Source organism: Acinetobacter sp. NIPH 298 (genome assembly GCF_000369505.1).
Lineage (GTDB): Bacteria > Pseudomonadota > Gammaproteobacteria > Pseudomonadales > Moraxellaceae > Acinetobacter.
Genome location: NZ_KB850054.1, coordinates 421,612 through 445,761, shown reverse-complemented (window position 1 = coordinate 445,761; position 24,150 = coordinate 421,612). Strand labels below are relative to the sequence as shown.

Genomic DNA, 24,150 nt, shown 5'->3' with positions numbered 1-24,150 from the left:
TGTTATGTTATAACATTTCTATAAACAATAGGAGTATTTCAAATGCGTAAAGATATTCATCCTGCTTATCAACAAGTGCTTTTTCATGACACCAATGCTGATGCCTACTTTTTGATTGGCAGCACACTTCAAACGAAACAAACTAAAGAATATCAAGGTCAAGTTTACCCATATGTAACCTTAGATATTTCAAGTGCATCGCATCCGTTCTATACAGGTGAAGTACGTCAAGCAAGCAATGAAGGTCGTGTTGCAAGCTTTAACAAACGCTTTGCACGTTTTAATCGTAAGTCTTAATCTAATTTTAAGGTTAAACGATTAAAGTAAAAGAATTCGAAGTCTAAGGCTATTATCTCCTCCGCTTAGACTTCTTTTTTTATGTCTAAATTTTATCTCTGACATCTATTGGTTAAACGTCGAGTGACGCTTGCCCAATAAAACCGAACTCAATCGGTGTTTTGACATAGAACAAAGCAACGTGTTTATCACTGAGATAATTTAATAATTTTGTTGCCTGTTCAGCAGTCACTGCAAGTTGTATCTGTACAGGCTGATCCGCTAGCTCAAAGAACCCAGCAGAATGAAATTGACCGCGATGGTCTAAACCTTGACTGGCATTGATCACCGTTGCCCCACGCAAATCCATTTGTTTTGCGATGTCCAACAACCACTCTACAATTGATTGACCTGCATATTGTCGATTCTGAGCCGTATAAAAAGTAATTAAAAATCCATTCATTTCATCACTCCAAAACTAAGCCGTACTTAGCCATTGATGTAAACTCATGCCCAAAATCGTAAACAACAATGAACCCAAAACGTGAATTAGAATCGTGAGTGCCGCATATTCCAATTTGCCACTTTGCAACAAAGCAATGATCTCAGCAGAAAAGGTTGAGAAGGTGGTAAGTGCACCACAGAATCCTGTAATCACAAACAGTTTATAGTTGGGACTCAAAGAGCTTTGAGAAAAATATGAAATCGCAAAGCCAATAATAAAGCCACCAACAAAATTAACGGTGACCGTACCCAAAGGAATATTGGGAAAGATGGGATTGAGTTTTAAACCAATAAACCAACGCAACCATGCACCGAGCACAGAACCCATTGCAATTGAAATTAAGGAATAATACATCATGACTCCAAAATTAAACTTGGAGAAGAAAAAGTATTCTGCATGGATTGATCAATATTCTTCTGGAAGCTTTTCATCGGCGAACTCTTAAATTAAACAGAGCACGCACACAGCTACGCTCCCTGTTTAGGGTCACGTAGGCATCATTAGCCACAATGGCGGTTTGTTACAGGAGGAATACCATCTCCTTTATTTTTCTAAAATAACATAATTTTTAGACAACTCAACCGATCTTTTTGGGTTGTAAGGAAACTGTGCATAAGCATTCAGTTATCCACAGTTTCCTCATGTTATGATGCTCGCATTCATTTTATACACATGGAATTTTAAAATGGCTCAAACATTATTAGCGCAATTAAAAGCAGGTTCTGCCAAGTTTGCAGATGTGTTGGCATTTATTGAAGCACGCTATCAACACACTCCAACTGCTTTTCAAAATGGTGTACAATTTAATGCTGCAACGGAAAATCAAGGCAGTGCCAAAGTTTTTTCTTTTGCTAAAATTGAAGGCTTAAATGCTGAAGAAACCTTAAGTTTATTTGCTGAGCATTACGCTTCTGTGCTTGCGACACCAGAAGGAACGGATCACCAAAACATTCGTCAATTTATGCAAAATGGTTGGGATGGTGTGAAATTTGAGGGTGAGGCGCTAACTGCCCGTTGATATTGAAAAGACAGGAAGGTTTCCCTTCCTGCTTGCTATCCTATACCGATCATGCATTTGCCATTAAAGCGGTCAAAAGCCCCATTGCTAGCACATAAAACGTGATCGGGAATGCCAGAAACCAAAACTTCGCCCATCCGTTAGTATTAAACACTGAGGTTGCAGCTCGATAGCTCACCCAACATGACCAAAATATAAAGGGAATTACCACCAAGTTCAAAATTGATGAGTTTTGATACGCATCAAGATAACTGCTATACATCAATGTCTGTAATATTGTGACAATAATAACAGGCAAAGCTGTGACCAAAGATTGTAAAGCCCAAATATGTCGGGCCAGTTGTGGGTCTGCGTCTTTGGCGCCTGAAAACTGTAAACGCTTTTTATACCACCAACCGTGTATCAACCAAACAATTACAGCAGAGATCGTTCCCAGCCCTAAAACGAGTAACCAATAACTCCACCAAGCATCTGTAATATCAAGCATTAACGATGTACGATTTCCAAATTCTGCTTGAAGCAACTTTTGATCGACTCGATCCATGACAGAAAACACACCTATTAAATAGGCAGCGATCATAATACTGCGATGATGATAGCTTGCCGGCAGAGAAAAAAACGTCTTGGGTTGGAAGAACAGCATCCATAAGTTTTTGGGCGAAAATGGTAAAATTTCTTTTTGCTCTTGTTTCTCTAAAGATAATTCAGTATTCATAAATACTCTTAATAAATTGATTTAAAATATTTTATGTTCTAATAATAGCCAATGCCGCGCAGAAAAAGAAGTTTCATTTTATCACTTGATAAAATAATGCACGCCTTTACCGACCGCACATCTCATCGTGAAATACTTTTCAATTTCGACTGAATGATTCTTGAAGGTGTGAAATTTAGAAATGTAATATTCAGCGAAATAACAAATGTTTGAATAAAAAATACCTGAGGGAAATAATGACGATTAACCAAGCTGATCTATTAAAAAAACTACGACTAATTACATTAGAAGCGCAAGGTCTGAATCACAAAAAACCTTTTGGCTCAGGAAAATTGGCTGTTCTTTCGACCTTACAGCAGCTTGGATATGTGCAGATTGATACTTTATCGGTGGTTTCTCGGGCACATCATCATACTTTTTGGACAAGAATTCCAGATTATCAGCCACAACTGCTTGAGCAATTAGTCGCAGAACGTCAAATATTTGAATACTGGTTTCATGCTGCGTCGTATTTGCCCATGCAAGATTTTCGCTATGCTTTACCGCAAATGCTAAGCATTAAAAATGGTGAATCTCGTTATTTTAAAGCGGATCCTCAAGTCATGCACAATGTGTACGACAAAATCCGTATTGAGGGACCGCAAAAAGCCAGAGATTTTGAAAGCTTAAGTAAAAGTAATAGCAGTTGGTGGAATTGGAAACCAACGAAAATCGCGCTTGAGCAGCTTTTTATGCAAGGGGATCTCATGATTTGTGCCAGAAATGGCATAGAAAAAGTTTATGATCTTAGTGAAAGGGTGCTGCCCAGTACGATCAATACCACGCCACCAACCGCATTTGAATACGCTGAATATCTCGTCAAGACTTATCTTAGAGCGTATGGCTTTACCACCATTAAGCAAATAACACATTTAAAAAAGGGACAAATATTACGTCAAAATGTTGAAAAAATTCTAAGTCAAATGCTTGAGGATAAAATCATCCAAAAGTTCGAAGGAAATGAAATACAAACGATCTATGTGCGCACTGATTTACTTGAAAAAACCTATAACACGGATCATAGCAACCTTTGCTTACTCTCACCTTTTGACAACTCAATCATTCATCGTGAACGCGTAAAAACCTGCTTTGACTTTGATTTTCGTCTTGAATGTTACACGCCGCAAGCAAAAAGAAAATATGGATATTTTTGTTTGCCTATTTTATTTGGTGATGTTTTTATTGGTCGGGTGGATTGTAAAGCTCACCGTAAAAGCGCTCAGTTTGAGTTAATTCATCTGCATATTGAAAATACAGAAATTGATATCGCATTGTGGTTAATACCTTTTCTAAAAACACTACATCGTTTTGTACTTTTTAATCACTGCCAATCAATTTATATATCACGTATTAGCCCAATTGAATTATCAAGTACGATTCATGAGTTTATTAAAAATGGCTGGGATAACATTCAGTTTGAAAATGAAACCTTAACAATAAAATAAAAAATAGGAGGTGTCTCAGCTCCTACTCTACCCACTGTTTTATGGTCGTTTAAGTGTTCGCAATTCAGTGCTCAAACTATAAAAATCACCACCCATTTTCCCGACACTGTCGAGTTGCTGTTGATCAATCATTTTGCCATCCCATAAGCGATCATCCACATATATGGATTTCACATCAAGCAAAGCGACTGTTCCACCCGATGGCAACGTGCTCAGTTGAATCACTTCTCTTAGATGACACTCGTATCGAATCATAGAATCTTTGACCGACAAAGGCTGCACTTGATGGCTTGGACAGGATTCAATCTCAGCAAAATCAAATTCACTTTGTTCCGATGGAAGTGAAGCACATGTCAAATTCATCTTTTCAAGTAACTGAGCATTGACGATATGTACCACACACGCTTTGGTGTCGATCAAATTTCTTAAGGTATCTTTATCATTGCCAGTTCTTGGATTTACTTGCGAATACCAAAGAATAGGCGGATTGCAACTGGCTACATTAAAAAATGAATAGGGTGCGATATTGGCAACCCCATCAGCAGATACAGTGCTTATCCACGCAATCGGTCGAGGGGTAATTCCGCCCACCAATAATCTATAGATTTCATTTGCCTCTAATTTCGATGTCTCAAAAATCATAATCAGATACTTCGTTTAAGGACGTTCAGCATATTGTGGTAAATCATCGGCTATGCAGTCCCACTCGGCTTTGGATGCAGTGAAGATGTGCATACTCGGTTTTTGCTGTAAAGGCGTATCTAAGGTACCGATTCTTAGGCGGTAAAGCTCTGGCTGTGCATCGCGCGAACTAATCAATGGCGAACCACATTCTCCACAAAACCAACGGTAAACACCTGCTGTTGCAAACTTTTTAATTAAATTCTCGCCTTGTATAATTTTAAAATCTGCACTGTTAATCGGTGCATTGGTCGCAAAAGCGGTTCCATTGGCTTTACGGCAACGTTGACAATGACATTGGATGATCTCGCCAATTTCACCGTGAATCTCATAATGAATCCCATCACATAAACAACGACCTTGATATACAGGTGTAGTCTGAGACATTTCTTATTCCTTAAATGAATTTTCACGTAAAAATATAGGCGAGATCAGCACACCATGCAAATCGTGAATAGCATTTAGATGAGACTTTTCAATTTACTCAAACTATTCTTCTCAAAATAAAGCGCCAGCTAAACCTTTTGATCCAATACTGCCCGTGCACGTGCATGATCAATATCCTTTTCCCAATGCGCGATTGCGACTGTAGCCACACAGTTTCCGATCAGATTGGTACAAGCACGTACAATCCCGATAAACCAATCCACGGATAATAACAACACTAAACCTATGGTTGGAAGACTCGGAATGACCGACAAAGTGGCTGCCAGAATAACCAATGCAGAGCCAGGAATACCATGTGCACCTTTTGAGGTCACCAATGACACCAGTAAAATAGCCAGAAGATCGTGCATGGATAGATCAATATTGCAGGCCTGAGCGATAAAAATCACACCCAGTGTTAAATAAATAGAAAATCCGTCTAAATTAAATGAGTAACCCGTTGGGATCACTAAACCAACTGTGGAATCCTTAATCCCTAGATTTTTGAGCTTTTTCATAATCTGTGGCAGAACAGAATCAGAAGATGCAGTACCCAATACGATGGACAACTCTTCTTTAAAATAATTCAGGAATTTAAAAATATTTAACCCTGCAAATTTAAGAATCCCACCTAAGATAATCAGCACAAATAAAATACAAGTCACATAAAACAACAACACCAGATAACCGAGTTGAAGCAGTGAATCGACACCAAACTTTGCGGTGGTATATGCCACTGAACCCAACACCCCAATTGGTGCTAGCCGTATGATCAAGCCCATCATTTTAAAGAATACTTCAGAAAATGCTTCAAGTGCCTGACAGACCAAATCACCCAAATGTTTTGGGATCAACAAGAGTGCAATACCAAACAAAATCGCAATCAGTAAAACTTGTAAAATGTCACCACTGGCAAATGCATCAACAAAGGTTTTTGGAATAATGTGTAGAAGAAAATCGGATCCCGTACCCATCGTATGTGCTCGCTCGGTATAAACACTGAGGTCCTTTCCGTCGAGTTTACTGATATCGATATTCATCCCGACACCAGGTTTAAATACATAAGCAATGACGATCCCCAACACCAGCGCAATACTGGTCACAATCTCAAAATATAAAATCGTTTTTGCACCGACCTTTCCCATTTTCTTGATGTCATTGGCACCATATAGACCAAGCACTACCACACAAAAAACAATCGGTGCAATCAACATTTTGATTAGAGAAATAAAGCCATCGCCTAAAGGCTTCAATGCTAAAGAGAAATCGTGAAAGCTGATACCAACAATAATCCCAAGAATTAATGCCAGAACCACCTGAAGAAATAAACTGGATTTAAGCTTTTGCCACATCGTAAATTCATCAACCAAAATGATAAATCTCAACAGTGCAAAAAACCCGCCAACACCCGAAAATAAAGAATATTTAGAACATGAAAAATACACAAAATTTAAGCAATGCTTTGCAAAACATCATCTTAAATGAGTTTGCTCACAAGATGATGCACACCTTCGCCCGCGGCACGCCCAGTTGCAAAACACGCCGTCAGTAAATAGCCACCTGTTGGTGCATCCCAATCCAGCATTTCACCACAGCAGAACACATACGGATTTGATTGCAATTGTAGTTTTGGCGACAGCACCGCTTGTTTGACTCCACCTGCACAGCTAATCGCCTCCTCTATTGGACGGAATCCATCAAGAGTAATGCTGAGATGTTTAATCTGCTGTGCCATCTGTTTTGCATCTGACCATAGGCTTTTTTCAACCACTTCACGAAGGAGATTGATTTTGACTTGATCCAAACCTGCTTTACGCCAAATATTGGTGAGTGACTGTTTTTTATTTGCTTGTAGTTTCTTTTCTAATTGTTCAAGACTTACATCGGGCAGCAAATCTAAATAAAGTGCTAATTCTTGATTCTGAGAAATTTTTCTTCTTAAATCACGACCCAGTTTATAAATCACACCACTTTCAAAACCATAGTGCGTGATTACGATATCACCGTGTGTCTTCTGCGCTGACTCTACCCACGCATCAACGCGTTTGAGTGGCTGCCCAAAACAATCCTGCATAAATGGCGACCATGCTTTCAATACACCAGCATTGCTGGCTTGGAAAGGCTCTATCTCATCATTCGACAACCATTGCTGCCATAGACCATCGCTACCCAGTTGCGACCATGACACCGCTCCACAGGCCAATACAATCGCATCATAAGCTGCTGTAAAACGTTGACTTTGATTTTCGATGGTCAATTGATTATTGGATAAACTAACACAACGATGTCGATAGTGAAATTTGACGCCATCCACCATCAATCGTTTTAACCAAGCCCGAAGCAAAGGAGCTGCTTTCATTTCTACAGGAAACACCCGACCTGAACTACCGATATAGGATTCAATACCCAAACCTTGCATCCAGTCTTGAATCCACTTTGCATCCCATTGTTTGACCCAAGGCGCTAACCATTCGGCATGATCATAACGCTGTAAAAAGTGCGTCATCGGCTCAGCATGTGAGATGTTCAAGCCCGTTTTGCCGGCCATGAGAAACTTTCGCGCAGCAGAAGGTTTTTGTTCAAATACTTCGATTTCATAACCATATTGACTGAGAACTTCAGCCGCCATTAAGCCTGCTGGTCCTGCGCCAATAATTGCAACCCGCTTAGGCATCACGTTTCTCTTGCGCGTTTTGTCCTTGTAAAGGTGCAAAATCATCAAAGCGAGTTGTATAAGCTTCAGGTTTAGTGATAATCAATTGCTGGCAAAGCTCACCACGTTCTAAATATTTGATTTCAAAATGCGTTCGCGCAGAATCCGCTGCAATTTTTTGTTTCTGATATGGTAGCTTCCACACGTCAATTAACTGCTGCTCTGCTTCAGCAATATATTCAGGAATATTACTCGCCAAGGTAATCGTGCCATTGGCTTGAATACGCGATAGTAAAAACTCAAAGAACGGCATATTCAACCAACGCTGTGCTGGGTTATGCGGTTCTGGATTTGGATAAAGAATGAAAAATTGTTCTACCTGAGCAGGAAACAAAGCATGTACCACCCAAGGCAATGCATCGGCATGAATAGAATGTAAGTGGTCACGAGGCTCAAGCTGATGCTGTTTTTGCATGGCCACAAATTTTTCTTTGGTACGTTCAATCGCATACAATGCTGTTTGTGGATTTTGGGCAGTAAATAACAGCGCATGTTTGCCTTTTCCCGCACCTATTTCGACACAGATCGGGGTGTTTGGAATTGTGATAAAATCACGTGGTGCTTGCATGCGTTGTGCTTGAAATTGACGAATCGACATAATCCCATCAAACTATCTATAAATCGGCATAAGTCTATCAAGTGACTTTACTTTTGCCTAATCTATTTGTTTCACCTCTTAGGAATTTTCTATGTCTATACCTCGTACCTTTCCCTGCCCGCGTTGTGGAGAAGCTAGCACTTGGGAAGGCAACGCATTCCGTCCTTTCTGCTCTGAACGCTGTAAAATGATTGATTTAGGTGCTTGGGCAAGCGATGAATATAAAATCCCAACCCAAGAGTCGCCTCAAGCTGATGTAAAACGTGGTGAAGATGAGTATGAAGATTAATCTTCTTCTCTCTTGCTAAAGCCAAATTCGATTCAGTACATCTAGCCAGTTACGCCAGCACAGTTTTTCAATCAATTCACTTGAATAATGACGCTGCTGCATTCGCTCAATCAGCTTGGAGATACCTGTGACATCTTCAAGTTCTGTACTGATCAATGCGCCATCGAAGTCTGAACCAAAACCAATATACTCTTCACCAAGCCGATCCATCATATAGTCCAGATGATCTAAAATCACATCAATCGGTGTATCGGCGTTACGCTGCCCATCCGCACGTAAAAATGCCACGTCAAAATTGATGCCCACCATTCCTTGACTATCACGGATGGCTTTCAATTGTGCATCGGTCAAATTTCGTGCCTGCGGACATAAAGCATGAGCGTTGGAATGCGTTGCTACTATCGGCTGCTGTAAAATATCGACGCTATCCCAAAAGGCACGTTCATTCATGTGGGACACATCCACAACGATTTTTCGATCAGCACAACGCTGTAGAAAAGCTTTGCCCTCCACCGTAAGTCCTGCGCCCGTGTCAGGTGAATGTGGGAACTTTGCATTCAAGCCATGACCAAACCGACTCGGTCTATTCCACAGTGGCCCAATGCTGCGTAGCCCTGCCTGATAAAACACATCAAGCAAATCTGGATTGTGCTGTAAAGATTCCGCACCTTCCATGTGCAGTACCATCGCTAACTTTTGCTGCGCACGACAACGCTGAATCTCCTCAACCGATGTACAAATTTGAATGTCATGAGAGCGTTGCGCTAACTGTTGAGCTAAGTTCAATTGTTCTAAACAAATCTGCTCAATCTGCTGCTGGCTAAAATCAGTCGCACGTGGGTCAAATAATTTATTCGGATGATGTTGTTTTACATAGGCGTATGGCGGTAGGAAAATTGCAAACATTCCGCCAACAAAACCTGCTTGTTGACAACGTTTTAAATCCATATGTCCTGCGAGCCGCTGATGAATAAAAGCATGCACGGGATCAGGGTCATCACTGAGCCATAGCCGTGTTAGCGCATCATTATGACCATCAAAAATGGGCATGTTGCCGAGATTTATGCTGATCGCTTCCATCACAATGATTCATCTAGAATATTTTGAACAGGAATAAGCTGTCGAGCTATAAATCGTTTGGAATTTTTACTGTTGCGAAATAGCAATTGTTCGAGCGATGAATCTTGATGACTTTCCAAACGTGCTTGTTCAATCAGTGGATGATACGGCGATTTGCCACAGACGGGATCTGCATTGGCAGCATCCCCTGTCAACATATAGGCCTGACAGCGACATCCACCAAAATCGCGCGCTTTATCTGGGCAACTTCGGCAACTTTCAGGCATCCAAGCATCACCCCGAAAATGATTAAAACCAGTCGATTCATACCAAATTTCGGACAGGCTGTGCTCACGAACATTGGGGAAAGCAATCGGCAGTTGTCGCGCTGCATGACACGGAAGCGCAAGGCCGTCAGGTGCAACGGTAAAGAAAATTTTCCCCCAGCCATTCATACAGGCTTTGGGACGCTCTTCATAATAATCGGGCACCACAAAAATCAACTTACACGGATGATTTTGCTGGCGTAATTTTTCTCGATATTGATTGGTGATTTGTTCTGCACGAATCAGTTGTTCTTGCGTCGGCAATAAACCTTGCCGATTTAAGAAAGCCCAACCATAAAACTGACAAATCGCTAACTCCACGGTATCGGCATTAAGCTCAAGACAAAGTTCGATAATCTGTTCAATTTGATCAATATTATGCCGATGGATCACAAAATTCAGGACCATCGGATAATCATACTGCTTGATCAGTCGGCACATCTGATACTTCTGATCAAAAGCATGTTTGGAACCTGCCAAGGCATCATTGACCACCGCATCACTGGCTTGAAAGCTGACTTGAATATGATCAAGACCTGCCTGTTTCAGACCCGCAATTCGTTGTTCAGTCAGCCCCATACCAGAGGTAATCAGGTTGGTATAAAAGCCTTGTTGATGTGCGTGTGCAACCAATTGTTCCAAATCCTGACGCACCAACGGCTCACCACCAGAAAAGCCCAGTTGCACCGCCCCCATCTGACGTGCTTGATCAAACACGTCGAACCACTCTTGTGTGGTCAATTCATGCTTATGCTGTGCATAATCCAAAGGGTTTGAACAATATGGGCATTGCAACGGACAACGATAGGTCAGCTCCGCTAACAACCATAAAGGCAAACCGACACCTTCGGTCATCGTAAATCAATCCAATGTTGCTGCTGAGCAACTAACATATAATCAACCACATCTTGCTCAATGTCAGCAATATCACCAAACTGTTGTTTTAATTCGGCAATAATCGCAGAGACATTGTTCTGCCCATCAATATACTGACCAATTGCCCCTGCACTTTCATTCAGTTTGATCATGCCTTCTGGATACAAAATCACAAAACCATTTTGAGCAGGTTCAAACTGAAAACGATAACCTTGTCGCCAAGTTGGGATCAGCTTTAAATCAAATGCTGCTTTATTCACGAAATAACCCCTTATGCCATACGCGTTCTGTCGTCACAGGATGATACGGCGCTTGATGATGCACATGAGCCAGTGTCAACGCATCTAAAATGCTCCATAAAATATCCAGTTTAAACTGTAATATTTCTAACATGCGTTGTTGTTGTTCATATGTGGTAAATGAATCCAGCGTAATACTCATCCCATGCTCAACATCTCGACGCGCCTGACTGAGACGAGAACGAAAGTATTCATAACCTTGATCATCAATCCACGGGTAATGCTGTGGCCACGAATCAAGACGAGATTGATGAATTTGTGGTGCAAACAATTCAGTTAGCGAACTACTAGCAGCTTCACGCCATGTGGCACGGCGCGCGAAATTGACATAAGCATCAACGGCAAAGCGTACACCCGGCAGCACCAATTCTTCTGAAATCACTTGCTCACGGCTGAGACCTACGGCTTCCGCCAAACGTAACCACGCTTCGCGACCACCGCCATCAGGATATTCACCATCCTGATCAAGCATGCGTTGAATCCACTCCTGACGAACGCGCTGATCAGGGCAATTTGCCATAATGGCGGCATCTTTGAGTGGGATATTGATTTGATAATAATAGCGGTTTGCCACCCATGCCTGAATTTGTTGCTGGGTTGCTTTGCCCTCATACATCATCACATGAAAAGGATGATAAATATGATAATACTGCCCCTTATCCAGAATGGCTTGTCTAAATTGTTCTGTACTGAATGCTTCAGGTGTTTGTGTCATATATTCACCTTAGAGTTCAATCTGCATGCCGTCATAGGCAACCTCTACCCCATGCGCTTTCAGTTCAGCACATTGAGCAGAGTCTTCATTTAAAATTGGATTGGTATTATTAATATGGATCAGCACTTTTTTAGGTCGCTCAAGCTGATTCAAATAAGACAACGAACCACCTTCACCACTGATATAGAGATGCCCCATTTCACGACCCGTTTTAACCCCTACACCCGTTTGCTGCATTTCATCATCAGTCCAGAGTGTGCCGTCAATCATGACGCAGTCTGAATCACGCATAATCTGCATAATCAACTCATCAATTTTTCCAAGCCCTGGTGCATAAAACAATTGCTTTTGCGATTTATGGTCTTTAATGATCAAGGCAATATTATCGCCTTCATGCGGATCATGGCGATGAGGTGAGTATGGCGGCGCGGCACTTTGGATAATGAAAGGCAAAAACTCGAGCTGCTCAAAACCATCAATTTTAAAGGCCTGTTTCGGATCAATCTGGTGATATTGCAGTCCACCATTCCAGTGTTTCAGCATATTAAAAACAGGAAAACCACTGCTCAAATCTTGGTAGACCATCTCGGTACACCAAACATCCATTGGGCAACCTTCACGCAAGGTAAGTAAGCCAGTGGTGTGGTCGAGTTGGCTATCCATTAAAATGACGCTGCGAATCCCAGTATCACGTAACTGACGCGCGGGCTGAGCGGCTTTGAAATCAAACAATTGCTGGCGGATATCAGGCGATGCATTCAGCAAAATCCAATCTGTGCCATTTTCAGAAATCGCAATCGAAGACTGAGTACGCGCTTTGGCGGAAATCGTACCTGTACGAACGCCATGACAGTTGGGACAATTACAATTCCACTGAGGGAAGCCGCCTCCAGCTGCCGAACCTAAAACATAAATATGCATAAAATTAATATCTTATTAGAAAAAGATAAGCCCTAGAACATGACTAGGGCTTATGAAATATTCGAATGAGGGCGATTAACGCGCTTCGAAATACATAGTCACTTCGAAACCGATACGTAAATCAGTAAAAGCTGGTTTAGTCCATTGCATGAAATCGTCTCCAATGAGATTCATCTTGTGAAATTAAACACTTGATTCAATTTAAATGAAGTATTCAAAAAATCATTCTAAATAAAAATAGCCGCTTTGTAGACAAGCTTGTACGAAGATATTGTTCGATAATTGTGATTTTTGTTCAAATTTTAGTATTCATCACAGCGCAATCCACCACGCATTCAGCTCATATCAAAGAATAAATAGAAAAATCAAAAAGATAAATTAAAAGAAATTAAGCAATAAAAACTTACACTTTTAAAATATGTGAATTACATCACAGTAATTTACTTTTTCATGATGCTGTGCAAATCTTAATCCAATGTTGCATAGATAAACAAATAGGGTTTAAGCCCAAAAACGTGTACATCATGCTGATCCAATCGCATTGTTTGATATCGGCCCAGTTTATAAAAAATATTAAAATTTAACAGGATGTGTAAATGAATAATAATATCCCCTATCAGCTTAAAGTTTTGGCAACACAAATTGATCCCCACTTAGATCAAGATTGGCAGCGCTCATTACAAGCTTTATTTTCCGACATTTCTCCGCAAGATCGTGAGAACATTTGCCAACACATCCTGCAACACAAGAAAATCCACTGGAATAGAAAAGACAATACCTTCTCATCACTGACAAAGCCTGACCTCAATGTGCTGAGCGAAAAAATTCACTATCCGTATATTAAAATGTTGCTCAACAAGATCATTGATTCTTTAGAAAGACTCCGACAGTACCATGATATTTACGAAATCTCAGACTATCTTGAGAATATCCTAAGTCAGATCAATAACATCGACACGGAAGATGATTTTGATTTGCAAGCACAGAAAAATCAGATTCTAAAGGAGTTTATCTATGTCGCTGCACAAATGATCCTCGCCAAAGAACATATCGCGCTTCCAAACAACCATCGAGGTATTAATAACGATATTATCAAGACATTTATTACAGAGGTGTTTTTAAAACAACAGCTTTTAAAATACACGTTTAATATTATTCGCTCACATCAATTAAGAGAGGAAAAAAACCATCTCCTTAAATACGTCCTGTATAAGCAACAAAAAACCAAACAACTGGATATCGTCAAAACCTCTAAATATATATTCGCACTTGCACCAAGCACCGAAGGTATTGTAAATACCTTTTCGATTCGACGATTTTTACAAGAAGAGCAATTTGAAGCCTGTGAAAATATCTATGTGAATGCCGCAATCCTGCATCTCGATCAAATCGACGATAGCTCACAGCAACAGCAGTTCCTCTGGCAGATCAACCATATCATCACCATCGATAAACAAGTCAATCACTATGTGTCCGATATTGTTCGTAATATCGAACTGTATACAGACAAAGTGCTGCTGCCCTTTTTGATGGAACCACTCAACCCAAAAGGTATTTTTATTGAAAAACTGGTAGAACAACGGTTGATCGATTTTGAGCAAAAATTATGTCGTAATATTCTTGAGCCGATTGCAGATGCGCTAAAGCACTCAGTACATCACACCGATGAATGTCATTATTTATATATCAGTATGAAACAAACGCTGGATGAGATTATCCGCCATTTTATTGCGTTCCAATCACAACCTTCGATCATCTGCAATAAACACGTCCACCTTTTTGTCGCTCGACTCAAATCTTACGCAACGCTGCTGCACAAACGGCACGCCGATATTTTCACGGTATTTTCTTATGATGAATGGAAAAAGCATCATGCAGAGGCACTCGAACCGACCAATATGCTGAAAGATATTAGTACGCACTCTTTACAAGAATACAAGGATGCTTTCTCGGAACTAAAAGAAAACCAACGCCAGTTAAAGCAAAGTGTTAGCTTCTTAAACAAGCTATTCAACAAACCACAAAAAATAAAGGACAAGATCCTCAAGCTCAAAGAAAAAACGTCTCAAATTAAGAAAAATGCACATCAGGAAATCATTCGTATGCAACGACGCTTTCCTTCGTTAATTGTTTATTTAGAGTTTGAATCACTGATCTCTGTGAATCATAAAGAGCGACACTACGCCTTTCCAACAGGCGATAATGGCATTACCCGTTTACCTATTCTGATCCAAATTCCAGAAGACAAAGCCTCTTTTGATTTGCAAAGTATTTGTAATAGTTTGAACTTTGATATGAGTCTAGCCAATCAGAAGTGGCTTGAAACGATTTGATCTGTTCACCGAAATGATGGGAATAGGCTTCTGTATAGCTGCTATACAGAAGCATATTTCAACGGCTTAACCCGCTTTACTGGCAACAAATGGATTAAATTGTTTTTCGTAGCCAATGGTGCTGATCGGGCCATGACCTGAAATAAACTGAGTTTCATCAGGCAAACTAAAGCACTCACGTTGAATCGAATCCAACAATTGCTGATGATTGCCTTTTGGAAAGTCGGTACGTCCAATTGAACCTTTAAACAGAACATCGCCTGTCCAAAGTAAACCATGCTGTGCATTGTAGAACATCACATGACCCGGCGTATGACCTGGTGCAAAACGAACTTCAAATTCATCCTCACCGAGCTTCAGCACTTCTCCACCTTCTAACCATTGATCGACTTTGACAGGTTGCGGAATGGGAAAGCCATAACGAGCAGATACTTCCTGAATCATATCCAACCAAAACTGATCTTCTTTATGCGGACCAATCACAGGAATTTTCCATGTTTCAGCAAGCTCCCCGACTGCACCCGCATGATCTAAATGTCCATGGGTTAACCACAAAGCTTTCACCTTTAAGCCTAAATCCTCAACTTCTTTTTTGAGAACGGCAGCATCCCCACCTGCGTCGATCAAAACAGCCTCTTTGCTCTCGCTATCCCAAAGGATAGAACAATTTTGAGCAAATGCAGTAACAGGGACGATTTTGACTTGCAGCATAACAACCTCTGGCAGAGTAAAGCATCGACTTAACGATGGGCTAAGGTATGGGTAAGTGCGTCAAGATTAGCCTGAACCAGACTGGCAAGCAAATCTATATGTGCCTGATCGGTATTGAGTGCAGCGATATAAGCATATTCTCCGCCTCCAGCATGCTGGAAAATTTCTTTGTTTTGTATCGCAAGCTCTTCCAGCGTTTCTAAACAGTCCGCTGAAAAGGCGGGACTTAACACCTGAACTGATTTCACACCAGCTTCTCCCCATTGCTCAAGTAAAGCATCGGTATAGGGTTTGACCCATTCTTGTTTACCGAAACGTGACTGAAAGCTAATCGCCCATTCATCCTCATTTAAATGCAAGGCTTCAGCCACTAAACGTGCTGTGACTCGGCAACGATCTGCATAAGGATCACCTTTGTCAGCATACGGTTGCGGAATGCCATGAAAAGACATGAGTAATTTCTCAGGCTTACCATGTTGAAGCTGGTAGTTGGTCACACTGTCTGCCAATGCTTGAATAAATAAAGGGTGCTGATAATAATCTTTAATAAGGGTGATGCCCGGTAAATGACGTTGCTTAGGTATCCATTTAGCAAACGCATCAAACAACGGTGCGGTTGATGTGGCTGAGTATTGCGGAAACAAAGGCAATAAAATTACATGCTCCTGCGGATCTTGTTCAAGTTGTGCTAGAACGTTATAAATACTTGGCTGACCATAGGTCATGGCAGGAACAACATTCAGATCAAAATGATGATTTTCATCTTCTAAACGTTGTTTAATCAATTGTGCTTGTTCAAGCACAATTTCTCGCATCGGGGAATCTTTTGACCAAACCGATGCATAAGCTTCGGCCACTCGCTTAGGACGAAAAGTCAGCACAAACAATCGTAGAATAATCCACCAAAGTGCTTTAGGAATCTCAATCACACGCGTATCAGATAAAAACTGCTTTAAGAAACGACGTACTGCTGACGCAGTAGGTTCATCTGGCGTACCTAAATTTGCCAGAACCACAGTCACTTTAGGTTTTGGTGTCGCTGACATAGATCGCATCCGCTTTTCATTGAGTTTATTCAATTACTTTAGCAGTTTTCGCGCCTTTTTATAAATTGGATTAATGCATTGTCTTAAACTGAAAAACCCGATTACTATCCAATACATTACTTTCTAAAAGTTTTTGCCCTTTTGTGGTCAATTGCCAAAGCATACGCTGGCGATCATCTCGCCCTGTCGGAATAATCCATTCATTTTGGCGCATTTGTAACTTGATCTCGTGCAACGCTCGAATATTCAGTTGAGCACGTGACACCGCATGCGCTCTTGGCATTTCTTTTCGCGCATCATCCAAGCCTGTTTCATTTAAATACTCGTTCATGCGTTTCGAAAAATATTCTTCTGGCGTTGGGATTACAAACGCAGTCCCCAGTACATTTAACAACTGCGCCCATGTCATTTTTCGATGAGGTTTGACTTCTTTGAAGTTACCATCTTGATAAGCATGCATCCGATATTCAAAGGCATATATTTCATACATCGAGACTTTCGGTACGCTGGTCAGTGGATCTGCTTCTCGACTACCAATCTCTGTTTCAAGTTGTTTGACTTTAGCGCGCAAAGTATCAATTTCATCACGTAACACTTGGGTATTTTGAGGACGAACCCAGCCAACCACAGGATAACGCTCTAACATTTGCGGCATAGCCGAACGTACTGCAAGTTCCAAATCTCTTAAAGTACGATAACAAAACACTTGATCAACTTCGTGTTGCAGCTGCTTTCTAAACTCTTTAAATTTTTCTTTTAATTCAGCTTTATGATCATGCAATTGCGCCTCCCTAGATTCAGGCTCTTCATGCATAAACACAACAATCGGTTTTTGTTTGGTCATGGCATAAATATATTCCAGATGCATATAGCCCACACCTGAAACTGACTGCTCACCGTACTGACTTCCCAATAAAATCACCACATAATCACAGTCATCAATCTGACGACGAGCAATCGAGGTACTAAGCGGTGTTCGCTGTTCTAAACCCCATGAGAAAAAACCCATACCAACCAAAGTCTGGGCTAAAACCGCTCGTTCTGGCTGCATTTCATGACCAGATGTCGAAATAAAGACTTGATAACGAGTATCTTGCATAGGCTAAGCCCCAATTCACTTATCAATAATATCAAGTTCTAATCTTGATTTTTGTTAAAAGATAACCCCGATAAAATATAAAATATGGTTCGATTTGGCACTTTCATGTGCTCACAACATCCAAATTTTGAATCGTCCATGTTATTTGTTTTGGTATAAGACGCTGTAGTACGGGTTCTAATACGACAGCATTGTTACCACTGACAAAACATTCAATACGTGCAAAACTATGACGCATTTTGTCAGATAATAACCTATTTTTTATCAAAATATATGCAGTTTGTCTCGCAACTGCTTGCCCTGAATCAATTAATTTTAACTTTTCATCAAAAACCTGACGAATCGCCTCTTTTAAAAATGGATAATGAGTACAACCCAACACCAAAAAATCAGCATCTTGATCAATCACAGGTTGCAAAACTTGCTGTAGTACTGACAAGCATGCTTCGCTCAATTGCTGCCCAGCCTCAACAAAAGGCACGAGTTCTAAACTGGTCACGGTTAACACTTTCACGCCTGCAGGTTCAGCAAAATGAGACATCACATCTTTAATCAGTTGTCCACGAAACGTAGCAGGCGTCGCCAACACAGCCACTACTTTGGATTGTGTTTGTAATACAGCGGGTTTCAATGCAGGCACTAAACCGACGATTGGAAAGTGTTCGCCGTAATGCTTACGTAAATAATCCAAACTAAAAGCCGAAGCGGTATTACATGCCACCACTGCAATTTTACAGCCTTGACGATAGAGCCATTCAATTGCCTGAGCAGTGAGTTGGCGAATTTCCTGGTCAGATCGAGCGCCATAAGGCACATGCTTGGTATCAGCATAATAAAGAATCCGTTCATTTGGTAAATGCTGAGCAATCTCTTGCGCAATCGACAGTCCACCGACCCCTGAATCAAAAATCCCAATCGGTGCATCTGAGCATGCATGAGGCATAGGGTCTAATAAAAGCGGCATCGCTTGAACGGCAGTCATACAAATCATTGGTACTTGTTTATTCGCTCTTTTAAGCTTAAACCTCAGGTGCTTAAATGCAAGACCAAATCACCACTTTTTAATGTTAAAACTGCCTCACCTTGCGCATTTTCAGACAAGTTACCGTAGTTAATCAGATGATAAAAACTCTGCCGCTGAATCAAGGCATTCATCCCAAAGCGCACATGTACATAAGGGCGTAGCTCTCCCTCATATTCACGCATATAAATAGGATGTTGTTGATCCACAATCACCACATCTTGGTTGGTCGTTGTGAGCTGCAAATACGTCTTGCCTTCGATCTCAATCTGATCGGCCTGATTAATCAATAAAGGCTCATCTTCAACCTCGATTTCAATCTGTTCTACAGGTGTTTTGAGATAAAACTTTCCATCTTCTTTCCATAACACTTTACTAAACAGATCAAGTAATGCTTGTCGCTTGATCAATTGACCTTCGTGCCACCATTCACCATTGGCTTTTATCTTCAAATCCATTTTGCCACAATGCTTTGGATGCCATTGGTCTAAAGGTGGAATTGACCTTTTGTGACTTTGCTGTACATCTTTTAAGTATTGTGCAATGTTCATTAAGTTTTTATCATCAGGAAACACGATTTTTCCTGTATTCTGTGAAGAATCATTTTCATTTATCATAGTTTATGCCTTGCTGACGAGAAAATATGACCGCTCAGCCAATTGGCGAGATCAAGGTTTAAAACTATACTATCCCAAACGTTTGCAAGCACAATAGATTCTTTTTGTGTTTGGCAATTCAGAACACTCATGGCAGCACCGAATCACAATATTACGGTTGCCACCCCTAAAAATATGAGGAGTCCTACATGGAACACATCGAACGTGAAGCGATGGAGTTTGACGTAGTGATCGTAGGTGCAGGGCCTGCGGGTTTATCTGCTGCGATTAAAATTCGTCAATTAGCGATTGAAAACAACCTACCTGACCTTTCTGTTTGTGTTGTTGAAAAAGGCTCTGAAGTAGGTGCGCATATCCTTTCTGGTGCTGTACTTGAACCACGTGCCATGAATGAATTGTTCCCAAATTGGAAAGAAGAAGGTGCGCCACTCAATGTCCCTGTGACTGGCGACGAAACTTATTTCTTATTGTCTGATACTAAATCACAAAAGATGCCGTATTGGATGGTTCCTAAATCAATGCATAACGAAGGGAACTATGTTATTTCTCTCGGCAATGTGGTGCGTTGGTTAGGTCAAAAAGCTGAAGAATTAGAAGTATCAATCTTCCCTGGTTTTGCTGCATCTGAAATCCTTTACCACGAAGATGGTACGGTAAAAGGCATTCAAACTGGTGATATGGGCATTGGCAAAAATGGTGAGCCAACGCATAACTTCACACCGGGCTATGAATTACATGCCAAATACACTTTGTTTGCTGAAGGTTGCCGCGGTCATCTCGGCAAACGCCTGATTGCAGGTTTTGCACTGGATCGTGATGTTGACCCACAGCATTATGGCATCGGGATCAAAGAACTTTGGGAAATCGATCCAGCTAAACATAAAGAGGGTTTAGTGATGCACGGTGCTGGCTGGCCATTGTCTGAAACTGGCTCTGCTGGCGGTTGGTGGTTATATCACGCTGAAAACAACCAAGTGACCTTGGGTATGATTGTCGATCTTTCTTATGAAAATCCACACATGTATCCGTTTATGGAAATGCAGCGTTGGAAAACTCATCCAGTCATCAAACAGTACTTAGAGGGCGGTAAACGTATTTCTTACGGCGCACGTGCTGTAGTCAAAGGCGGCTTTAACTCTCTACCTAAATTGACTTTCCCAGGCGGTTGCTTGATCGGTGATGATGCTGGTTTCTTGAACTTCTCAAAAATCAAAGGCTCACACACTGCCATGAAGTCAGGCATGTTATGTGGTGAGGCGGTATTTGAAGCAATTGCTGCGGGTGTTGCTAAAGGTGGTGATCTTGCGATTGCACGTGTCACTGAAGGCGACGATCACTTTGCCAAAGAACTCACCGCTTATACTGAAAAATATGACAATTCTTGGTTAAAAGAAGAGTTATATAAAGCGCGTAACTTCGGTCCTGCGATGCATAAGTTTGGTACATGGATTGGTGGTGCATTTAACTTTATCGACCAAAATGTCTTTAAAGTGCCATTTACCTTGCATGACTTAAAACAAGATTATGCAACACTGAAAACAGTGGATGCTTCAACGTTCAAACCGAACTATCCAAAACCAGATGGCAAGCTTACTTTTGACCGTTTATCATCTGTATTTGTATCGAATACAGTGCATGAAGAAAACCAACCTGCTCACTTAAAGTTGACCAATCCTGAAACACCAATTCAGGTTAACTTGCCGAAGTGGGACGAGCCTGCACAGCGTTACTGCCCTGCTGGTGTGTATGAAGTCATGGAAAATGATGATGGTTCTAAGCGTTTCCAAATTAACGCTGCGAACTGTGTTCACTGTAAGACATGTGATATCAAAGATCCATCACAGAACATTACTTGGGTAACACCTGAAGGTGGCGGTGGTCCAAACTATCCGAATATGTAATTTTTAATTTGCGCTGAAATTAAGTTTTTAGCGCAAACTAAGCCAAGAAAGCCTCATAAAATATGAGGCTTTCTTAATTTAATCTTTCTGCCCTTCATCAAACTTTTTATATTGTTTGGATAACAAACTTAAACTCTTCATTTGCTTACCGAAACGCCGACACGAACTACACATCATCACATGAAACTGTAAAGCACTCAGTTCTTTGAAGTTCAGAGTTCGATCTTGTTTTTCTGAAAGCAATTGGGTCGCTTGTCGGCACGTCAACATGAACAATCCCCCTGTAGTAACCATTTATTTTCTAAGCATTCACGTAGTCTTACTCGACTGCGATACATTAAAACGTTCAAGTTTGAGATGCTTAATTCTAATTTTTCGCAGATTTCATCTGAACTCAGTTCAATCATTTCCCGCAACATAAACACTTGTGCATACTTCGCTGGTAAATGATTTAAACAGGCATCAAGAACAACCCAAAAATCATGCTGCTCCATCATTTCCTCAGGACTTTGCCATGCTTGAGGTCTTTCGGATTTGTGCCAGTGCCCAGCAGCGTCAAATAATGCATCGACACTTAGCTCACTTTCATCATCATTGAATAACTCACTCATTGTAACGAGGCGAGTCTTTTGCCGAATTAAATCAACAATCTTATTTTTTAAAATCGCAAATACCCAAGTTTTAAAAGCAGCACGGCCAGAAAAAGATGCAACATGCTGCAAGGCGCTCAACAAAGCTTCTTGAACCACATCCTCAGCTTGATGAAATGATGCAAGTTGTAAAACTGCAAATTTCATCATTTGCTGTCTAAGATCAGTTAAATATTCTGTATTTTTTAATTGCTGATTCAGATCAACATTTTCAACTGAGGCTAGAGACATTTCAATCCTCGGTTATCGAGTTTTTGGGCATATCAATCAACTCCAACTGAGTTAATAAATCGGATAAAGTATTAACTTGTAAAAGAATTTCATGTGATGACAAATCAGGTAGCGTTGCACTTATAAGCTCGCAAAGCTCAAACTCAGATAAAGGCTGTTGATGTAGTTTTTCAATTAAAAAAGCAAATAATGGTGAAAGCACTTCGACACAAACCTGATCATTTTGATTTCGCCATACCATGATTGCACTTGGATCTTGCTCAAGATCAGTTTGGTTGATTGCCCATCGATAAACTGGATATTGATATACCAAAACCCAAACTTGAGTTTTAAATTGCCATACAGGTGCTTGAACACATTGCTTCTCTGAGGTTTCTAAAGTGTCTAAATAAAGCTCTAGCCATTCATATTGTAGTAATTCAGCGAGCCAAGGATAATCCTGTAAAACAGGATGCTGCTGTTCGCTTAAATACTCTCTAAATTGTAGTGAAATCTCATTATAGAAGGGCGATTGATTTATAGATTTTTGAAAAAATTCGTCTAAAAGACATTGCCACGTTTCTTTTGGCAATATTGATCGCGCAACCGGATAAACTAAGTCAATAAAAGAACTTACATTATTAAATAATAATTCTCGATAGACACGCATACGCTCAGTTTCAAAAGATTGAGGTATCGGTTGTTTGGGATCGCGTATCCAATTACAAAATGCGTGTTGGGTCTCTTGGAAAGACTGGAGTTTCTTATTCATCTTATATCCTCATGATCCTGTTAAGCATGATGTTTTAGACAATGACGACGTAAGTAAAAATTGTTTTTGTATGCTTTGAATCATGGCAAGCTCATCTTGTAATTCTTGCCATGTCGGAATATTAAAATCACGTTCTAATAATGTCGGTTTCACACCGTATTGTTGATAAGTAAATGCCAATAGCTTCCAAACGGGATCACTGATCTTAGCCCCATGTGTATCAATTAATAAGTCATCACTCACTTGCTCATGACCAGCAATATGCAAATATCGGATGCGATCTCGGGGCATCTTTTTGATAAACTCATAAGGATTGCTCTGATGATTAATACTGTTAACGTAGACATTGTTTACATCTAAAAGTAATTCACAATCCGACTGCTTAATGACTTCAGCAACAAACTCTGCCTCACTCATTTCAGCATGCGGCATCAGATAAGTTGAGACATTTTCAAGCACCAACTTTTGTCCAAGGATATCTTGAACACGAAGAATGCGTTCTGATACATAGCGCACTGCGTCTTCAGTCATCGGGATTGGTAATAAATCATATAAATAGCCACCATCATTGGTATAGCTTAAGTGCTCTGAATAAGTACTTACCTGATAGCGTTTTAAAAATGTTTTTATCTGTTGAATAAATTCGATATTGAGTGGATGTGGGCCACCAATCGATAAAGACAGACCATGACAAATCAGAGGTGCTTTTTCAGCACATTGTTGGAGTAGCTTTGCATGTCGACCGCCAAAACACATCCAATTTTCAGGTGCGACTTCTATAAAATCTGGATATTGATCAGCCTGTAAAAAGGTATCAACAAAATCACGCCTTAAACCTAAACCCACACCCGTTAAAGCCACCATGGAATATTCCTTATTGAATGATGCA

General features: G+C 40.6%; 29 protein-coding genes and 1 riboswitch. Of the genes, 6 read left to right on the top strand and 23 right to left on the bottom strand.

All coding sequences use genetic code 11. From position 1 onward, the window contains the following. Positions 1-42 precede the first annotated feature (42 nt). On the top strand, positions 43-297 hold the full coding sequence (locus tag F903_RS04465; RefSeq protein ID WP_004668481.1) for a type B 50S ribosomal protein L31: 255 nt from the start codon (positions 43-45) through the stop codon (positions 295-297). Positions 298-409: 112 nt separating this feature from the next. Here F903_RS04465 and F903_RS04460 read toward each other — a convergent pair whose 3' ends face one another. Both F903_RS04460 and crcB read right to left on the bottom strand, forming a co-directional pair. Continuing rightward, a complete protein-coding gene (locus tag F903_RS04460) occupies positions 410-739 on the bottom strand; it encodes a DUF190 domain-containing protein (RefSeq protein ID WP_005194895.1) in 330 nt (109 codons plus the stop codon). Positions 740-754: 15 nt separating this feature from the next. Continuing rightward, entirely contained in the window at positions 755-1,135 is a 381-nt protein-coding gene (gene crcB, locus F903_RS04455) for a fluoride efflux transporter CrcB (RefSeq protein WP_004668476.1), read from the bottom strand. Between the two features lie 130 nt (positions 1,136-1,265). Next, positions 1,266-1,332: riboswitch (Fluoride riboswitch) on the bottom strand. A gap of 134 nt (positions 1,333-1,466) precedes the next feature. On the opposite strand from crcB, the gene F903_RS04450 reads away from it, so the two are divergent. Beyond that, positions 1,467-1,799, top strand: coding sequence for a HopJ type III effector protein (locus F903_RS04450; protein WP_005194893.1), 333 nt, complete (start codon positions 1,467-1,469; stop codon positions 1,797-1,799). A gap of 49 nt (positions 1,800-1,848) precedes the next feature. On the opposite strand, the gene F903_RS04445 is transcribed toward F903_RS04450, so the two are convergent. Further along, the gene (locus F903_RS04445) at positions 1,849-2,514 is read right to left on the bottom strand and encodes a hypothetical protein (RefSeq protein ID WP_005194891.1); all 666 of its coding nucleotides are present in this window, start codon (positions 2,512-2,514) and stop codon (positions 1,849-1,851) included. Positions 2,515-2,750: 236 nt separating this feature from the next. Here F903_RS04445 and F903_RS04440 point away from each other — a divergent pair, with 236 nt between their 5' ends. Then, positions 2,751-3,998: a winged helix-turn-helix domain-containing protein gene (locus tag F903_RS04440; protein ID WP_005194889.1), complete on the top strand. Its 1,248-nt coding sequence runs from the start codon at positions 2,751-2,753 to the stop codon at positions 3,996-3,998. Positions 3,999-4,037: 39 nt separating this feature from the next. Here the strand turns inward: F903_RS04440 and F903_RS04435 are convergent, their stop codons facing one another. The 5 genes from F903_RS04435 to F903_RS04415 all read right to left on the bottom strand — a co-directional run bounded on the left by F903_RS04435 (position 4,038) and on the right by F903_RS04415 (position 8,416). Next, positions 4,038-4,640, bottom strand: coding sequence for a flavin reductase family protein (locus F903_RS04435; protein WP_005194887.1), 603 nt, complete (start codon positions 4,638-4,640; stop codon positions 4,038-4,040). Positions 4,641-4,655: 15 nt separating this feature from the next. Continuing rightward, positions 4,656-5,066, bottom strand: a complete 411-nt coding sequence (locus F903_RS04430) for a GFA family protein (RefSeq protein WP_005194882.1) — start codon at positions 5,064-5,066, stop codon at positions 4,656-4,658. 128 nt (positions 5,067-5,194) lie between these two features. Next, positions 5,195-6,457 (bottom strand): C4-dicarboxylate transporter DctA, encoded by a 1,263-nt coding sequence (gene dctA, locus F903_RS04425; RefSeq protein WP_005194880.1) that lies wholly within the window; start codon positions 6,455-6,457, stop codon positions 5,195-5,197. 125 nt (positions 6,458-6,582) lie between these two features. Beyond that, positions 6,583-7,779: a TIGR03862 family flavoprotein gene (locus F903_RS04420; RefSeq protein WP_005194879.1), complete on the bottom strand. Its 1,197-nt coding sequence runs from the start codon at positions 7,777-7,779 to the stop codon at positions 6,583-6,585. After that, entirely contained in the window at positions 7,772-8,416 is a 645-nt protein-coding gene (locus tag F903_RS04415) for a class I SAM-dependent methyltransferase (protein WP_005194876.1), read from the bottom strand. The genes F903_RS04420 and F903_RS04415 overlap by 8 nt, the downstream gene beginning before the upstream one ends. A gap of 97 nt (positions 8,417-8,513) precedes the next feature. On the opposite strand from F903_RS04415, the gene F903_RS04410 reads away from it, so the two are divergent. Next, entirely contained in the window at positions 8,514-8,705 is a 192-nt protein-coding gene (locus F903_RS04410) for a DNA gyrase inhibitor YacG (RefSeq protein ID WP_034594877.1), read from the top strand. A gap of 15 nt (positions 8,706-8,720) precedes the next feature. Here F903_RS04410 and F903_RS04405 read toward each other — a convergent pair whose 3' ends face one another. From F903_RS04405 to pqqA, 6 genes are all read right to left on the bottom strand, one after another. Beyond that, entirely contained in the window at positions 8,721-9,785 is a 1,065-nt protein-coding gene (locus F903_RS04405) for a dipeptidase (RefSeq protein ID WP_005194873.1), read from the bottom strand. Further along, the gene (gene pqqE / locus F903_RS04400) at positions 9,785-10,945 is read right to left on the bottom strand and encodes a pyrroloquinoline quinone biosynthesis protein PqqE (RefSeq protein ID WP_005194871.1); all 1,161 of its coding nucleotides are present in this window, start codon (positions 10,943-10,945) and stop codon (positions 9,785-9,787) included. The genes F903_RS04405 and pqqE overlap by 1 nt, the downstream gene beginning before the upstream one ends. Beyond that, entirely contained in the window at positions 10,942-11,226 is a 285-nt protein-coding gene (gene pqqD, locus F903_RS04395) for a pyrroloquinoline quinone biosynthesis peptide chaperone PqqD (RefSeq protein WP_005194869.1), read from the bottom strand. Before pqqD ends, pqqE begins: the two co-directional genes overlap by 4 nt. Next, on the bottom strand, positions 11,219-11,980 hold the full coding sequence (pqqC, locus tag F903_RS04390; RefSeq protein ID WP_005194867.1) for a pyrroloquinoline-quinone synthase PqqC: 762 nt from the start codon (positions 11,978-11,980) through the stop codon (positions 11,219-11,221). Before pqqC ends, pqqD begins: the two co-directional genes overlap by 8 nt. A 9-nt stretch (positions 11,981-11,989) precedes the next feature. Continuing rightward, positions 11,990-12,901 carry a pyrroloquinoline quinone biosynthesis protein PqqB gene (gene pqqB, locus F903_RS04385; protein ID WP_005194865.1) on the bottom strand — a complete coding sequence of 304 codons (912 nt, stop codon included), beginning with the start codon at positions 12,899-12,901 and terminating at the stop codon, positions 11,990-11,992. A gap of 75 nt (positions 12,902-12,976) precedes the next feature. Next, on the bottom strand, positions 12,977-13,051 hold the full coding sequence (gene pqqA / locus F903_RS16360) for a pyrroloquinoline quinone precursor peptide PqqA (protein ID WP_001982218.1): 75 nt from the start codon (positions 13,049-13,051) through the stop codon (positions 12,977-12,979). Between the two features lie 446 nt (positions 13,052-13,497). Between pqqA and F903_RS04380 the strand changes: the two genes are divergently transcribed. Next, positions 13,498-15,234 carry a hypothetical protein gene (locus F903_RS04380; RefSeq protein ID WP_005194863.1) on the top strand — a complete coding sequence of 579 codons (1,737 nt, stop codon included), beginning with the start codon at positions 13,498-13,500 and terminating at the stop codon, positions 15,232-15,234. Positions 15,235-15,300: 66 nt separating this feature from the next. On the opposite strand, the gene F903_RS04375 is transcribed toward F903_RS04380, so the two are convergent. The 5 genes from F903_RS04375 to F903_RS04355 all read right to left on the bottom strand — a co-directional run bounded on the left by F903_RS04375 (position 15,301) and on the right by F903_RS04355 (position 19,728). Next, the gene (locus tag F903_RS04375) at positions 15,301-15,945 is read right to left on the bottom strand and encodes an MBL fold metallo-hydrolase (RefSeq protein WP_005194861.1); all 645 of its coding nucleotides are present in this window, start codon (positions 15,943-15,945) and stop codon (positions 15,301-15,303) included. 29 nt (positions 15,946-15,974) lie between these two features. Beyond that, positions 15,975-16,991 (bottom strand): ferrochelatase, encoded by a 1,017-nt coding sequence (gene hemH / locus F903_RS04370; protein WP_005194858.1) that lies wholly within the window; start codon positions 16,989-16,991, stop codon positions 15,975-15,977. Between the two features lie 70 nt (positions 16,992-17,061). Beyond that, positions 17,062-18,090, bottom strand: a complete 1,029-nt coding sequence (locus tag F903_RS04365; protein WP_005194857.1) for a DUF4062 domain-containing protein — start codon at positions 18,088-18,090, stop codon at positions 17,062-17,064. A 103-nt stretch (positions 18,091-18,193) separates the two neighbouring features. Continuing rightward, positions 18,194-19,072, bottom strand: coding sequence for a glutamate racemase (gene murI, locus F903_RS04360; protein ID WP_005194855.1), 879 nt, complete (start codon positions 19,070-19,072; stop codon positions 18,194-18,196). 44 nt (positions 19,073-19,116) lie between these two features. Continuing rightward, positions 19,117-19,728 carry a DUF1285 domain-containing protein gene (locus F903_RS04355; protein WP_005194852.1) on the bottom strand — a complete coding sequence of 204 codons (612 nt, stop codon included), beginning with the start codon at positions 19,726-19,728 and terminating at the stop codon, positions 19,117-19,119. A gap of 188 nt (positions 19,729-19,916) precedes the next feature. Here F903_RS04355 and F903_RS04350 point away from each other — a divergent pair, with 188 nt between their 5' ends. Further along, positions 19,917-21,629, top strand: coding sequence for an electron transfer flavoprotein-ubiquinone oxidoreductase (locus F903_RS04350; protein WP_005194851.1), 1,713 nt, complete (start codon positions 19,917-19,919; stop codon positions 21,627-21,629). Positions 21,630-21,707: 78 nt separating this feature from the next. Here the strand turns inward: F903_RS04350 and F903_RS04345 are convergent, their stop codons facing one another. Genes F903_RS04345 through F903_RS04330 form a run of 4 tightly spaced genes read right to left on the bottom strand, consistent with a single transcriptional unit; the run spans position 21,708 to position 24,125 of the window. Further along, the gene (locus F903_RS04345; RefSeq protein WP_005194850.1) at positions 21,708-21,899 is read right to left on the bottom strand and encodes a zf-HC2 domain-containing protein; all 192 of its coding nucleotides are present in this window, start codon (positions 21,897-21,899) and stop codon (positions 21,708-21,710) included. Next, positions 21,893-22,510 (bottom strand): RNA polymerase factor sigma-70, encoded by a 618-nt coding sequence (locus F903_RS04340; RefSeq protein WP_005194849.1) that lies wholly within the window; start codon positions 22,508-22,510, stop codon positions 21,893-21,895. Before F903_RS04340 ends, F903_RS04345 begins: the two co-directional genes overlap by 7 nt. 1 nt (position 22,511) lies before the next feature. After that, positions 22,512-23,261 carry an HvfC family RiPP maturation protein gene (locus F903_RS04335; RefSeq protein WP_005194848.1) on the bottom strand — a complete coding sequence of 250 codons (750 nt, stop codon included), beginning with the start codon at positions 23,259-23,261 and terminating at the stop codon, positions 22,512-22,514. Between the two features lie 9 nt (positions 23,262-23,270). After that, entirely contained in the window at positions 23,271-24,125 is an 855-nt protein-coding gene (locus tag F903_RS04330) for an HvfB family MNIO-type RiPP peptide maturase (protein ID WP_005194847.1), read from the bottom strand. Between the last annotated feature and the right edge of the window lie 25 nt (positions 24,126-24,150).

Excerpts from the sequence above, each read along its gene's own strand:
- F903_RS04435 (WP_005194887.1), bottom strand. The coding sequence starts at position 4,640 with ATGATTTTTGAGACATCGAAATTAGAGGCAAATGAAATCTATAGATTA.
- F903_RS04460 (WP_005194895.1), bottom strand. The coding sequence starts at position 739 with ATGAATGGATTTTTAATTACTTTTTATACGGCTCAGAATCGACAATAT.
- F903_RS04350 (WP_005194851.1), top strand. The coding sequence starts at position 19,917 with ATGGAACACATCGAACGTGAAGCGATGGAGTTTGACGTAGTGATCGTA.
- F903_RS04420 (WP_005194879.1), bottom strand. The coding sequence starts at position 7,779 with ATGCCTAAGCGGGTTGCAATTATTGGCGCAGGACCAGCAGGCTTAATG.
- dctA (WP_005194880.1), bottom strand. The coding sequence starts at position 6,457 with ATGTGGCAAAAGCTTAAATCCAGTTTATTTCTTCAGGTGGTTCTGGCA.
- F903_RS04345 (WP_005194850.1), bottom strand. The coding sequence starts at position 21,899 with ATGTTGACGTGCCGACAAGCGACCCAATTGCTTTCAGAAAAACAAGAT.
- murI (WP_005194855.1), bottom strand. The coding sequence starts at position 19,072 with ATGACTGCCGTTCAAGCGATGCCGCTTTTATTAGACCCTATGCCTCAT.
- F903_RS04375 (WP_005194861.1), bottom strand. The coding sequence starts at position 15,945 with ATGCTGCAAGTCAAAATCGTCCCTGTTACTGCATTTGCTCAAAATTGT.
- F903_RS04450 (WP_005194893.1), top strand. The coding sequence starts at position 1,467 with ATGGCTCAAACATTATTAGCGCAATTAAAAGCAGGTTCTGCCAAGTTT.
- F903_RS04405 (WP_005194873.1), bottom strand. The coding sequence starts at position 9,785 with ATGGAAGCGATCAGCATAAATCTCGGCAACATGCCCATTTTTGATGGT.
- crcB (WP_004668476.1), bottom strand. The coding sequence starts at position 1,135 with ATGTATTATTCCTTAATTTCAATTGCAATGGGTTCTGTGCTCGGTGCA.
- pqqC (WP_005194867.1), bottom strand. The coding sequence starts at position 11,980 with ATGACACAAACACCTGAAGCATTCAGTACAGAACAATTTAGACAAGCC.
- F903_RS04465 (WP_004668481.1), top strand. The coding sequence starts at position 43 with ATGCGTAAAGATATTCATCCTGCTTATCAACAAGTGCTTTTTCATGAC.
- F903_RS04365 (WP_005194857.1), bottom strand. The coding sequence starts at position 18,090 with ATGCAAGATACTCGTTATCAAGTCTTTATTTCGACATCTGGTCATGAA.
- F903_RS04355 (WP_005194852.1), bottom strand. The coding sequence starts at position 19,728 with ATGATAAATGAAAATGATTCTTCACAGAATACAGGAAAAATCGTGTTT.
- F903_RS04430 (WP_005194882.1), bottom strand. The coding sequence starts at position 5,066 with ATGTCTCAGACTACACCTGTATATCAAGGTCGTTGTTTATGTGATGGG.
- F903_RS04445 (WP_005194891.1), bottom strand. The coding sequence starts at position 2,514 with ATGAATACTGAATTATCTTTAGAGAAACAAGAGCAAAAAGAAATTTTA.
- F903_RS04340 (WP_005194849.1), bottom strand. The coding sequence starts at position 22,510 with ATGTCTCTAGCCTCAGTTGAAAATGTTGATCTGAATCAGCAATTAAAA.
- F903_RS04330 (WP_005194847.1), bottom strand. The coding sequence starts at position 24,125 with ATGGTGGCTTTAACGGGTGTGGGTTTAGGTTTAAGGCGTGATTTTGTT.
- hemH (WP_005194858.1), bottom strand. The coding sequence starts at position 16,991 with ATGTCAGCGACACCAAAACCTAAAGTGACTGTGGTTCTGGCAAATTTA.
- F903_RS04440 (WP_005194889.1), top strand. The coding sequence starts at position 2,751 with ATGACGATTAACCAAGCTGATCTATTAAAAAAACTACGACTAATTACA.
- F903_RS04335 (WP_005194848.1), bottom strand. The coding sequence starts at position 23,261 with ATGAATAAGAAACTCCAGTCTTTCCAAGAGACCCAACACGCATTTTGT.
- pqqE (WP_005194871.1), bottom strand. The coding sequence starts at position 10,945 with ATGACCGAAGGTGTCGGTTTGCCTTTATGGTTGTTAGCGGAGCTGACC.
- pqqB (WP_005194865.1), bottom strand. The coding sequence starts at position 12,901 with ATGCATATTTATGTTTTAGGTTCGGCAGCTGGAGGCGGCTTCCCTCAG.
- F903_RS04415 (WP_005194876.1), bottom strand. The coding sequence starts at position 8,416 with ATGTCGATTCGTCAATTTCAAGCACAACGCATGCAAGCACCACGTGAT.
- F903_RS04380 (WP_005194863.1), top strand. The coding sequence starts at position 13,498 with ATGAATAATAATATCCCCTATCAGCTTAAAGTTTTGGCAACACAAATT.